This is a genomic window from Nocardiopsis sp. LOL_012, from assembly GCF_048060475.1.
Taxonomy (GTDB): Bacteria; Actinomycetota; Actinomycetes; order Streptosporangiales; family Streptosporangiaceae; genus Nocardiopsis.
Genome location: NZ_JBHMIV010000010.1, coordinates 1 through 12623, shown reverse-complemented (window position 1 = coordinate 12623; position 12623 = coordinate 1). Strand labels below are relative to the sequence as shown.

The window sequence follows — 12623 nt, the reverse complement described above, 5'->3', positions numbered from 1 at the left end:
AGGCGGGCCGCACGCGCCCCGGGGCGCGGGTGCCGTTCGGTGCGTCCGTTGCCTTACCTCGGTAGCGAAGCTGGTGGTTCAATCACATTCCTTGCCTGGTGCCCCGGTCCGGACCCGGGGGCGGAACGCCTTTCCCGCCTGGCCCGTTCGAGAACGGGCCGGTTGGGAAAGCGTGCGGTGTCGGCTACGCGGAACGCGGCCGTGACCTACGGACGACGGTACCGTGCGCCGGATGCGGCACGAGAAGCACGAGACCGCGCCGTGTACGCGATACGTGCGGGGCTCCTGCCGCGTGAACGAGTGATGTGCGGCGGATCGGGGCGTGAACGGCCCGGTTCGGTGGCCGACAGACATGCTGGTGAGGATCGCCCAAGCTTGGATTCTACCACAGCTCCGTGGCCGATTCGTGACGTGAGTGACGCATCTCCGTGTTAAACCGGTCTCTGTCGTGCGTGGCCGCAGTGACCGGAAGCGTGCGTGCTGAGTCCTTCCACCGGATCCGGCGGTCCGGGCGGGACCGGATCCTCCCTCTGGAGCGCCCACACACACGCCGACAGGGTGAGCGGGACCGCCACCGTCAACGCGATCGCCGGGATCGCCACCCCCGAGTCGTTGACCGCGAACCCCGCGAGGGCGGTGACGAGGGAGCCGGTCAGCCCGGCCCGGAGTGTGGGGGCGTGCTCGTAGGCGCGCTGGAGCGCCCCCATCCGCCAGTTCGTCGGCCGGTTGAGCACCACGAACAGGAACAGCAGGGCGCACCCCGCGAGCAGGGTCAGTTGCCAGTTGCCGAAGGTGCCCAGCATCGCCGCCAGCTTGCGGACCAGGACCGTCCCCGCCTCACCGTCGGCCACCTGAGCGGCGAACGTTCCGAAGTGGCTGCGCTCGGTCGGCGGACGCTGGAGGTCGGACCAGGCCAGCGAGCCGATCACCACGACCCCGGTCGCGCACGCGGCCCCCAGCCGTGCGGGTGTGATCCGCACCCCCGCGATCATCATCGTGGTCACCGCCAGCCCCGGAACGAGGGCGATCACCCCGCCGAAGTCGGTGCCGAGTCCGGGCCAGCCCACGATCAGCACGGTCGCGCTCCCGACCGCGAGGGCGACCGCCACCGCCGTGTGCCGGTACCCCCTGGAGATGAGCACGTGCGCGCACCCCGCCACCGCCATGAGCATCCCGGTCGCGAACGTGGCGAACGCGATGTTGCCGATCCCGTAGAACCGGCCCGCCACGATCGGGGAGTACCCCGTCGTGGCGTTCATCTGCAGGCTCGCGCCGAAGCACAGGTCGAGGAAGAGCACGGCCGTGGTCGCACCCGCCACCACCGTCATCGGACCGAGGATGGAGCGGCGCCACGGCCCCGCCACGGCGAGGGCCACCACCAGTGCGTCCGCCGCCACCACGCATCCCAGCAGTGACAGGAACGGCACCGGGGACGTCCACCACGGGACGAGGTTGGCGAGATAGCTGGCCACGGGGAACGACGCCCCGGCCAGCGCCACGACCCGGGTCACCGACAGCACCAGGGCCCGTTTGGCGCGCTGGCCGTCCGAATAGCGGTGCAGCGCTCCTGCCGCCGCCGCGTAGATGAGCAGTTGGACGGCGACGAGCCCGCTGAAGAACCCGGGGATCGCCGCTCCCACCACCGTGGCCGCCGTGTTGAACTCCACCAGCCGGGCCACCGCCGCCTCGGTGGTCGGCGGCCGCTCGGCGGTATGCCAGACCCGTCCCGAGGTCGGCGGGGCCAAATCCAGGCCCAGCGCGGCCAGGACGGTCGGCGTGGTGTCGGTGAGCGCCACCAGCCCCGCGCGCCGGGTGGAGTCGGAGGCGAGGAAGCCCGACGCGGACTCCACACCCCCCGGCACGGCCTCTCCGGACAGGGCGACGGTGAGTTCGGAGGGCCCCGTGTCCATCGACACGCCGACCACCATGAGGGAGGCCCCCTCCGGCAGGATCCGGATCAGGGCGCGCAGCCGGGCGTCGACGGTCGCGAGCGCCGTATCGCGTTCCCAGGCCGGGACGTCGTCGGGGTCGGCCGGGCCCTCACCGGACTCCGGAGGCGAGGGGTAGAGGCGGGTCAGCTCCGGCAGTTCGACCACGGTCAGCGCGGCCCCGCGCAGCAGCCCCGGGGTGAGGTCCTCGGGCCGGTCGAGGTAGCGGTCGACCCGCCCGGAGGCGTCGGCGGCGCCCAGGGCGGCGCCGGGCCCGACCGCGAGGGTGGACCCGCCCGAGTCGCGTACGGCCTGTCCGAGCAGGCCCACCGGCGCTTCGAACACCGACGTGTCGTTGCGCTGCACGAAGGAGCCGTAGCCGGGGATCCACACCTCGCCCCCGGCGGTGTCGTGCTCGAAGACGCCGTCGAGCCCCTCGACGGCCGACGGCGCGGCCACCGGCTGGGGCCGCGGAGCGGGTTCGCACACCGTGAACCGTTCCCGCAGCGAGAACGCACGCTGCCCCGCCGACACCGAGAGCCAGCCGTCGGTGGGGCACGTCCGGGAGGTGGCGGTGCGGATGGACACGTTGGCGATCGAGGCACGCTCGGCCATCCGCCACAGGGTCGGTGTGTCCCGCGCCGTGACGTCCTCCCACAGAAGGCCGGGCACGCCCACCAGCACCACAGGTCCGTCGGCGGTCCCGGCGCGCGCGGGGGGGTGCGCGCAGGCGGGTGCCGCCCAGACCAGCACCGCGGTCAAGGACAGGAGGAGAAGCAGGGCCGACCGGCCCGGTGCCGAGCGGACGGCTTGGTCCCGTGTCGGTGGCATGGCCTCCCCCTTCGCCCAGTGACCGGACGAACACCCTAATGAGAGGCCGGGCCGTGTGGTGGGACCCGCCGCAGACGGCGCGGTTCGGGGATCAGGGCCCCACGCCCCACTCCTTCAGGACGGCGGCCGCGTCGGGCAGCGCCCGGCCGCGGGTGACCCCTCCCGGGGTCCGGTCGAACCGGGGCGCGGGCCCGGAGACGACGCGGTCGCCCTCGCGCGTGAGCGTCCCCCGCTCCCGCACGTGCGGGTGGTCCGGCGCCTCCTCCAGGGACAGGACCGGCATCACACACGCGTCGGTACCCTCGAAGACCTCGCCCCACTCGTCCCGGCCACGGGTGCGCAGCACCCCGGCGAAGCGTTCGCGCAGCCGGGGCCAGCCACGCCGGTCCCACTGGTTGGGCAGGTTCTCCTCGGTCAGTCCGAGGCCCTCCAGGAACGCCGCGTAGAACTGGGGCTCGATGCACGCCACCGACACGTGGCGGCCGTCGGCGCACTCGTACACGTCGTACCAGGGGGCGCCGGTGTCGAGGTAGTTGGTACCGCGCTCGTCCGTCCAGACCCCCTTGGACCGGTCCTCGTGCAGCATCGACATGAGCAGGGAACTGCCGTCCACCATGGCGGCGTCCACGACCTGGCCGCGCCCGGAGCCCTGCCGCTCCACCAGGGCGCTGAGGATCCCGGTCACCGTGAACATCGTGCCGCCGGCGAAGTCGCCGAGCAGGTTGATCGGGGGCACGGGCGGCCCGTCCGCGCGGCCGATGGAGTGCAGTGCGCCGTTGACGGAGATGTAGTTCATGTCGTGCCCGGCGGTCTGGGACAGGGGGCCGTCCTGCCCCCAGCCGGTCACACGGGCGTAGACCAGGCGAGGGTTGAGTTCCAGACACGTGTCCGGGCCCAGGCCGAGGCGCTCCATGACCCCGGGCCGGAAGCCCTCCAACAGCACGTCCGCGCGCCCCACCAGGTCGAGCGCGAGCGCACGCCCCTCGTCGGACTTCAGGTCCGCCCCCACGACCGCGCGCCCCTCACTCATGTGGGGGCCGCCCGCCCCCGACTCCATCGCCTGGGCCGCACCCGGGCGGTCCAGGCGCAGGACGCTCGCCCCCAGATCGGCGAGGAGCATGCCGGCCATCGGCGTGGGGCCGATCCCGGTGAACTCGACGACGCGGATTCCGTTGAGGGGTCCCATAGCTCTGCCTCCTGAACCTTGACCGGACGATCGGGGTGGGCGGTGGGTCACGTCGGCTAGAGCGTCTCTGGACACGGCGCTGTGCCCCAGGGGTGCCGCATGGTGTGGGGCGGGCGGAGGGAACACTCTCTAGAACAACGTTCGGCTCATTGTGCCGGGTCGGGGCCCCGCGCGCCACCGGCAGTCGCGGCACCCGAGTCGCCGGGGGAGGACCGGGTGGCCGGAGTGGGAGAATGGGGGCGTGACACAGACACCCGGCCCCGACCCGTCCGACCGTTCCCGGCTCCTCACACCCTCCGACGTACGCGCGCTCGCCGAACGGTTCGGCATCCGGCCCACGAAGACCCTGGGGCAGAACTTCGTCATCGACCACGGGACGGTGCGCCGCATCGTCCGGGCGTCCGGCGTCACCGGCGAGGACGTCGTCGTCGAGGTCGGACCGGGGCTGGGATCGCTCACCCTCGCCCTGCTGCCGCACGTGCGCCGGGTCACCGCGGTCGAGATCGACCCCGTCCTGGCCGAGGCGCTGCCCGGGACCGTCGCCGACCACGCCCCCGACCTCGCCGACCGGCTGACGGTCGTGCACGGGGACGCCATGAGGGTCACCGGGGTCCCCGGGCCCGCGCCGACCGCGCTCGTGGCCAACCTGCCCTACAACGTGTCCGTACCGGTGCTGCTGCACCTCCTCGAACTGCTGCCCACCCTCGAACGGGTGCTGGTCATGGTGCAGTCCGAGGTCGCCGACCGGATCACCGCCGCCCCGGGAGGCCGCGTCTACGGCGTCCCCTCCGCCAAGATCGCCTGGTACGCCAGTGCCAGGCGCGCCGGCGCCGTCGGCCGCAACGTGTTCTGGCCCGCACCCAACGTCGACTCCGGGCTGGTCGAACTGGTCCGCCGCCCCGCACCCGGGACCACGGCCGCACGTGAGGACGTGTTCGGTGTCGTCGACGCCGCCTTCGCCCAGCGCCGCAAGACCCTGCGCGCGGCGCTCTCGGGGTGGGCGGGCTCCCCAGCCGCGGCGGAGACCGCCCTGCGCGCGGCCGGGATCGACCCGAGGACGCGCGGCGAGTCGCTGGGGATCGAGGGGTTCGCGGCCATCGCCGAACACGCTCCCGAGACTTTCAGTCCCGGGAGCCGGTCCCGTCGCGGTCGCCGCGCGGACGCGTGAGCCCGCGGGCCACCGCGGCCACGCCCAGCCCCGCGGCCAGCACGGGCAGCAGCCACAGGGGATCGAAATCCGTCCCGCCCGTACCCCGCACCACGAGTGCGACCGTCAGGCCCAGGAACAGCAGCCCCGCCGTGAGCGAACCCCAGTCGGTCCTACGCTTGGCCATGCCGTACCTCCACAAGCCCGACCAGTGAGTCGGTGCGCACGTTGATCGTCGGTGGGGCACCGCCGTCCTGCGCGGCGTCCGTGTCCTCCGTCGGTCCGAACACCCTCCGGTGGTCGACGAAGAACCCCGACTCCACCACCTGTCCGTCGTCCTCCTGGGCGATCCGCACCGCCCCGAGCCCCACCTGGGACACGATCTCCACGCGGGCGTCCTCGGGCAGGACCAGCGTCGTCTTCCCGTTCACCCGGGTGGACACCTCCACCGTGTCCCCGGGCTCCAGGTCCGTCAGCCCGGTGAGGTCCATTTCGGCGTTTCCCAGGGTCAGCCGGTACTCGTCGGCCTCCGCCTCGGCCACCGTCGTCGGACGCCAGTCGACACCGCCGACCCGGACACGCGTCAGGTCGGTCGACAGGGACGCCGTTGCCGCGAGCGCGAGGACCAGGCCCAGTGGCACCAGACCGCGCGGGTCGCCCCACCAGGCGCCCAGCAGGGCGTACAGCCCCACCGCGCCGAGCCCGGCGGAGAGGAAGAACACCCCGGTCTCCGGGCCCAGCAGCAGTTCCGCGGTCGCCCGGCTCCACAGGTCGGAACCCCACCCGAAGACCGCGATCGGCGCCACGACGGCGAGGGCGCCGATCGTCCACAGGGCGAGCGAGGCCAGGGAGGGGCCCTTCACGCACCCGGTGCGGTCGGCCGACCCGTCGCCGCCGTCCTCCTCCTCGTCCCCGACGGCCCCACGCCGCGCCACCACGGCCAGGTCCACCGGACCCTTCGGAGCGGAGGCCCAGGGCTGCGCCGGGTTGTAGTAGGCGGGCGCGGGCTCGGGCGCAGGTGTGGCCGGCGGCGGCTCCCGTCGGCGCAGATCCGCGCGCAGCCCCGTGAACAGGCCCTTGAGGTCCACCCCCCGGTTGCGCGCCGACAGCAGACCGAGGATGAGCGGGGTGGCCAGGACCAGCGTCGACCAGTCGAACCCGCCGATCAGGCTCAGGGCCGTCGCAGCGGCGAGTCCCGCGGTGAGCAGCGCCGGTACGGACCGGGACGGGATGCTCCGGTCCAGCATCTGCTCGAACGTCGCGGGCCCGCCCTCGGAGTCGCGCATCAGCATCCACGCGGCGACGTAGAGGATGATCCCGGTGCCGCCGGCGAACGATGTGAGGACGAAGGCGGAGCGCCACACCGACGGATCCGTGTCCGTGTAGCGGCCCAGACCCGAGCAGACCCCCGCGAGCACCCGCTCCTCATCGCTCTTGCGGAGTTCGCGCGCGGGTGCTCCGGCACTGCCGCCCTGCACCGGTCCCGGGCCGTCACCGGGCGGGTCGTCAGTCATCGTCGATCACCGTGCTCCCCTCACCCCTCCATCGTGTCCCCCTCCGGGGCCCGGAGGAATCCGGGACGACCCTGAGCCCACCCTGACCGGCGCCGGAGCGCAGGCCAGGGGAGGGACCCGATGGTGCCGACCCCGGACCCGGGTGCATCCTGGTCGAGGACCTCGGAACTCGACGGCGGCACGCGCCCCCGTGCGGCCACGGACGAAAGCGGTGATCGGGCGGTGGAACCTACGGCCGCGGGGCCCCCGCGGCTCACCCGCGCGGTGGACGGCAGACTCCTCGGCGGGGTCGCCGCCGGGCTCGCCCGGCACCTGGGCGTCGACCCCGTCGTGGTCCGCCTGGCCTTCATGGCCCTGTCCGTCGGCGGCATCGGGGTCGCGGTGTACGTGGCCCTGTACTTCTTCACCCCGCTGGAGGAGACCGCTTCCGACGAGGAGGACGGCGAGCGCTCCCGGCGCCGCGGGCGCGACGTGTCCCAGCTCATCGCCTACGTGGGGCTCGCGGCAGGGATCGGTGTCCTCTTCCTGCTCTTCGGCGGCGTGTTCGACCCGTTCCTGTGGTTCCTGGTGTTCGGCGCCCTCGGCGGCGCCATCCTGTGGCGCCAGGCCAACCCGGCCCAGCGCGACGAGTGGATGTCCTCCACCGTCCACCGGGCCGGACGCAGGGGGCTCACACGCACCGGCGCGGGGGTGCTCCTCATCGTCGTCGGCGTGATCGGCTTCCTCCTGTTCCAGCAGCAGCTCCAGGAGGCGCGCGCCGGGCTCACGTTCGCCTTCACCCTGATCGCGGGCATCTCGCTGGTGGTGGCTCCGTGGATCGTCGGACTCATCCGCGAACGCGACCAGGAGCGCCGCGAGCGCATCCGCAACGCCGAACGCGCCGAACTCGCCGCGCACATCCACGACTCCGTCCTGCACACCCTGACCCTCATCCAGCGCAGGGCCGAGGACCCGAGGGAGGTCCAGCGGCTGGCGCGCGTCCAGGAGCGGGCGCTGCGCAGTTGGCTCTACCAGCGCCCCGCGGACGCGGAGACGACGGTGTCGCCGGGGCTGGAGCGCGTCGCGGCCGAAGTCGAGGAGGAACACGGCGTCCCGATCGAGGTGGTGTGCGTGGGCGACTGCGACATCGACGACGGGCTGGCCGCGATGCTGCGCGCCGCCCGGGAGGCGATGGTCAACGCCGCCAAGTACGCCGGGAGCGACCACATCTCGGTGTTCGGCGAGGTCGAGGCGGAGGAGGTGCTCGTGTTCGTCCGCGACCGGGGCACCGGGTTCGACCTGGACACGGTGCCCGACGACCGCATGGGGGTGCGCGGGTCCATCATCGGCCGGATGGAGCGCCACGGCGGTGCGGCGCGTATCCGCACTGCACCGGGGGAGGGCACCGAGGTGCAGCTTCGGATGCCGAGGATCCCGCGGCTGTGACGGTTCGGGGGGTGGCCTCATGCGGCCAGCGGCCGCCGGGCGCGCCGCTTCCTGGATAGGCTCCGGAGTGTGACAGAGGAGAGCGTGAGTTTCAGTGACGGGGACGCGGTTCCGCGCGTCGTGATCGTGGACGACCACCGTCTCTTCCGCAGCGGTGTGCGCGGGGAGCTCGGCGACGCGGTCGAGTGCGTCGGCGAGGCCGGGGACGTCGACAGCGCCGTCCAGGTCATCGGCGAGACCCGGCCCGACCTGGTGCTGCTCGACGTCCACCTGCCGGGCGGCGGGGGCGTCGAGGTGCTGCGCCGGGTCCTGGCCCAGCACCCGCAGATCCGCTTCCTGGCCCTGTCGGTCTCCGACGCGGCCGAGGACGTGATCGGGGTGGTCCGCGGCGGAGCCCGCGGCTATGTCACCAAGACCATCTCCGGCGGGGACCTGGCCCAGGCGATCGTCCGGGTCGCCGACGGCGACGCCGTGTTCTCGCCGAGGCTGGCCGGGTTCGTCCTCGACGCCTTCTCCGCGACCGACGCCCCGCCGGTCGACCCCGAACTGGACCGGCTGACCCAGCGAGAGCGCGAGGTCCTGCGGCTCATCGCCCGCGGCTACGCCTACAAGGAGGTCGCCAAGGAGCTGTTCATCTCGGTCAAGACGGTCGAGACGCACGTGTCCTCGGTCCTGCGCAAGCTCCAGCTCTCCAACCGGCACGAGCTGAGCAGGTGGGCGACGGCGCGCCGCCTGGTCTGAGCCGGGGCGCTCGGTCAGCGCAGCGCGTCGAGCATCCGGGACAGGAACTCGGTCCCGGAGACCCCGGTGACGACGCGCGCGGGGCGGCGGTCGTCCCTCCGGGGGCGTGGGCGCAGGTCGGCCACGGTCATGCCGCGGGTCAGCGTCCCGGAGAGCTCCACCCGGATCGGGGTGTGGAGTGACTCGGTCACCAGGTGGGGGTCGAGCAGGACAGCTGCGGCCAGCGGGTCGTGCATCGCGCACTGGCGCACGCCGAAGATCCCGGAGTAGAAGTCGGCGTAGAAGTCCAGGAAGGCCGACGTGCGCTCGGCGCGCTCGCCGGGGATGCCCTTGAGCTCGTCCAGCCACGCCGCGGTGGCGACCGTACGCATGGTGACGTCCAGCGCCACCAGGTCCAGGTCGAACCCGGCGGCGAAGACCGCCTCGGCGGCCTCCGGGTCGTTGGCGACGTTGGCCTCGGCGTGCGTTCCGGTGTTGCCGGGGGCGCGGACCGCACCGCCCATCACGACCAGGCGGCGCACCAGCGTCGGCAGGTCCGGTTCCAGCCGCAGGGCGATGCCCAGGTTGGTCAGCGGCCCGACCGCCAGTACGTCGAGCGCGCCGGGTGTCTCGCGTGCCAGGCGGACCAGCAGTTCGGCCGCGGACTCCGCGACGGGCGCGCCGACGGGGGCGGGCAGTTCCACATCGCCCAGACCGTTGCCGCCGTGGACGCCTCGGGCCGACCGCGGCCGCTGGACGAGTGGCCGGGCGGCGCCGACCGCGACGGGTGTGTCGGCACGGCCGTACAGTTCCAGCAGTCGCAAGGCGTTGTCCGAGGTGCGCTCCACGCCGTTGTTGCCGAACACCGCGCCGATACCGGCGATCTCCACGTCGGACCGTGCCGCGAGGTAGGCGAGGGCGACGGCGTCGTCGATCCCGGGATCGCAGTCGACGAACACACGTGTGCCCATGGCGGAGGAACCCCTTCGGTGGTGGTGCCGGCCCCTTGGCCGAACGGCGCTGCGTCCAGCGTAGAACGTCCTCTGGTGTCCTTCGTTGCCGTTTCGGTGGGGGGTGCGGGCACAGCGAGGAAGGACCCCCTGTCGTGGGGGAGCCGTAACCTGGGGACGTGTCCTCCCAAGAGCAGCTTCTCGAAGGTCTGAACGGTCCCCAGCGCGAAGCGGTCACCCACAGCGGTGGACCGCTCCTGATCGTGGCGGGCGCCGGTTCGGGCAAGACCCGTGTCCTCACCCACCGCATCGCCCATCTCATGGCCGAGCGCGGGGCGCGCCCCGGTGAGATCCTCGCGATCACCTTCACCAACAAGGCCGCAGCCGAGATGAGGGAGCGCATCGAGGCACTGCTGGGTCCGCGGGCCGCCCGGACGCTGTGGACGATGACGTTCCACGCGGCGTGTGTGCGCATCCTGAGGAGGGAGGGGCACCGCCTCGGCTATCCGAGCGGCTTCACCATCTACGACGCCGCCGACTCCGCTCGCCTGATGCAGTTGGTCTGCAAGGAGCTGGACCTGGAGCCCAAGCGGTTCCCGCCCAAGTCGTTCTCCTCGCAGGTGTCCAACCTCAAGAACGAACTCGTCGACTACGACACCTTCGCGGGGCAGGCGCAGACCGAGCAGGAGAAGACGCTCGCCGAGGCGTACAAGCTGTACCAGCAGCGCCTGCACGAGGCGGGCGCCATGGACTTCGACGACCTGATCATGGTCACCGTCAACCTGCTCCAGATGTTCCCGGACGTGGCCGAGTACTACCGGCGCCGGTTCCGGCACGTGCTGGTCGACGAGTACCAGGACACCAACCACGCGCAGTACGTGTTCATCCGCGAACTGGTGGGCACCGACGCGGAGGGCACCGGGGGCGGCACCCCGGCGGTTCCGCCGTCGGAGCTGTGCGTGGTGGGTGACGCGGACCAGTCGATCTACGCCTTCCGCGGTGCGACCATCCGCAACATCCTGGAGTTCGAGCGGGACTTCCCGGACGCGCGGACCATCCTCCTGGAGCAGAACTACCGGTCCACGCAGACCATCCTGTCGGCGGCCAACGCGGTGATCGACCGCAACGAGGGGCGCCCGGAGAAGAACCTGTGGTCGGACAACGGCGAGGGCGCCGCCATCACGGGATACGTCGCCGACAACGAGCACGACGAGGCGGCGTTCGTCGTCGGGGAGATCGACGAGCTCACCGACGGCGGTACGGTCCGCCCCGGTGAGGTGGCGGTGTTCTACCGCACCAACGCCCAGTCCCGCGTGCTGGAGGAGGTGTTCGTCCGCACCGGCCTTCCATACAAGATCGTGGGCGGGCTGCGCTTCTACGAGCGCAAGGAGATCCGGGACGTCCTCGCCTACCTGAGGGTCCTGGCCAACCCGGAGGACACCGTCAGCCTCCGGCGCATCATCAACGTGCCCAAACGCGGGATCGGCGCGCGCGCGGAGGAGGCGGTGGAGCTCTTCGCCGCCAGGGAGCGGACGTCGTTCGCCCGGGCGCTGCGGCGCGTCGACGAGATCCCCGGGCTGGCGGCGCGCTCGGCGAAGGCGGTCGGGAACTTCACCGCCCTGCTGGACGAGCTCGCGGAGGTCGTGCCGACGGGGACGCCGGCGGAGATCGTCGAGGCGGTACTGGACAGGACGGGGTATCTGTCCGAGCTGGCCGGGTCCAAGGACATCCAGGACGAGAGCCGGGTGGAGAACCTGAAGGAGTTCGTCGACCTCGCCAGGGAGTTCGAGTACACCTTCGCCGAACTGGTGGCGCGGGAACCGGTGGACGAGGAGGACGAGGACGGGGCGGAGTCGGCCGGTCCGGGCGAGCCGACGCTGGTGGACTTCCTGGAGCGTGTCTCCCTGGTGGCCGACACCGACCAGATCCCCGACGAGGACGACGAGGGCGGTGTGGTCACGCTGATGACGCTGCACTCGGCCAAGGGGCTGGAGTTCCCTGTGGTGTTCCTGACGGGTATGGAGGACGGGGTCTTCCCGCACATGCGTACGCTCGGCGACAAGTCGGAGCTGGAGGAGGAGCGGCGGCTGGCGTATGTGGGCCTGACACGGGCGCGGCGGCTGCTGTACGTGAGCCGTGCGGCCGTCCGCAGCGCCTGGGGCTCTCCGTCGTACAACCCGGCGTCCCGGTTCCTCGACGAGGTCCCCTCGTCCCTGGTGGAGTGGCGCCGGTCCGAATCGGTCCTGGCCGCGCCGCCGAGCCGGACCATCGGCGGCCGGTCGGCGTTCGGCTCCGGGGGAGGCTCCCGTGGCCGGGCCGGCGCGGCGAAGCAGAAGCAGGTGCCGACCCTGAGCGTGGGGGACCTGGTCAACCACGACTCGTTCGGTATGGGGCGGGTGTGTCTGGTCGAGGGCGGCGGTGACAGGACCAAGGCGAGGATCGACTTCGGCGCGGACATCGGGGAGAAGGACCTCGTGGTGAAGTACGCCCCGATCGAGAAGCTCTAGGGTTCGCCCCAAGACTCGGGTGAGGGGCATGACCAGCGGATATGGTCGTGTGCGGTGTTGGTTCCGTGGCCCTGTGCCTGGAGTGCCCCTGTCGCTGTAGGACACGACACCCTGGATGCGCGGGAAACGTGTCACGAGCACTCCCTCGCCGGGGTACAGTTGGGGGAGACCGAGCGAGACGTACGTGGTTTCCTCCACGGGCGTGCCGGTCGTTCCCCGGTTATCGAAGGACATCGCTTCTTCGTTCCCACATGGTTCGAGCAGTACTTCGGATTATGTAGAGTCGGGGGGTCGCCGAATACGGACTGGGATTCCGATCCGTTGAAAGCACAAAGGCTTACGGGAGTCTCCACTCCGTTCGGGTGTTGCGTACGAACCGCCGGGTTTGGCGGGAACACGGAACAGCTGATAAAGT

General features: G+C 72.0%; 9 protein-coding genes. 4 read left to right on the top strand and 5 right to left on the bottom strand.

Annotation, left to right across the window (positions count from 1 at the left end; genetic code table 11):
* Positions 1 to 431: 431 nt before the first annotated feature.
* A complete protein-coding gene (locus tag ACFHWE_RS08505) occupies positions 432 to 2759 on the bottom strand; it encodes a hypothetical protein (RefSeq protein ID WP_416600096.1) in 2328 nt (775 codons plus the stop codon).
* Between the two features lie 91 nt (positions 2760 to 2850).
* Positions 2851 to 3945, bottom strand: coding sequence for a CaiB/BaiF CoA transferase family protein (locus ACFHWE_RS08500; RefSeq protein WP_416600094.1), 1095 nt, complete (start codon positions 3943 to 3945; stop codon positions 2851 to 2853).
* 241 nt (positions 3946 to 4186) lie between these two features.
* Here ACFHWE_RS08500 and rsmA point away from each other — a divergent pair, with 241 nt between their 5' ends.
* Positions 4187 to 5113, top strand: a complete 927-nt coding sequence (gene rsmA, locus ACFHWE_RS08495; RefSeq protein WP_416600093.1) for a 16S rRNA (adenine(1518)-N(6)/adenine(1519)-N(6))-dimethyltransferase RsmA — start codon at positions 4187 to 4189, stop codon at positions 5111 to 5113.
* On the opposite strand, the gene ACFHWE_RS08490 is transcribed toward rsmA, so the two are convergent.
* Together ACFHWE_RS08490 and ACFHWE_RS08485 are read right to left on the bottom strand one after the other, a co-directional pair.
* The gene (locus tag ACFHWE_RS08490; protein ID WP_416600091.1) at positions 5067 to 5279 is read right to left on the bottom strand and encodes a hypothetical protein; all 213 of its coding nucleotides are present in this window, start codon (positions 5277 to 5279) and stop codon (positions 5067 to 5069) included. The two genes, rsmA and ACFHWE_RS08490, sit on opposite strands and share 47 nt — an antisense overlap.
* Entirely contained in the window at positions 5266 to 6606 is a 1341-nt protein-coding gene (locus ACFHWE_RS08485; protein WP_416600089.1) for a PspC domain-containing protein, read from the bottom strand. Before ACFHWE_RS08485 ends, ACFHWE_RS08490 begins: the two co-directional genes overlap by 14 nt.
* A 222-nt stretch (positions 6607 to 6828) precedes the next feature.
* On the opposite strand from ACFHWE_RS08485, the gene ACFHWE_RS08480 reads away from it, so the two are divergent.
* A complete protein-coding gene (locus tag ACFHWE_RS08480) occupies positions 6829 to 8031 on the top strand; it encodes a PspC domain-containing protein (protein ID WP_416600087.1) in 1203 nt (400 codons plus the stop codon).
* A 69-nt stretch (positions 8032 to 8100) separates the two neighbouring features.
* Positions 8101 to 8772, top strand: a complete 672-nt coding sequence (locus ACFHWE_RS08475; protein WP_028648918.1) for a response regulator — start codon at positions 8101 to 8103, stop codon at positions 8770 to 8772.
* Positions 8773 to 8786: 14 nt separating this feature from the next.
* Here the strand turns inward: ACFHWE_RS08475 and ACFHWE_RS08470 are convergent, their stop codons facing one another.
* The gene (locus ACFHWE_RS08470; RefSeq protein WP_416600084.1) at positions 8787 to 9722 is read right to left on the bottom strand and encodes a nucleoside hydrolase; all 936 of its coding nucleotides are present in this window, start codon (positions 9720 to 9722) and stop codon (positions 8787 to 8789) included.
* 158 nt (positions 9723 to 9880) lie between these two features.
* On the opposite strand from ACFHWE_RS08470, the gene pcrA reads away from it, so the two are divergent.
* Positions 9881 to 12208 (top strand): DNA helicase PcrA, encoded by a 2328-nt coding sequence (gene pcrA, locus ACFHWE_RS08465; protein WP_416600082.1) that lies wholly within the window; start codon positions 9881 to 9883, stop codon positions 12206 to 12208.
* Positions 12209 to 12623 lie beyond the last annotated feature (415 nt).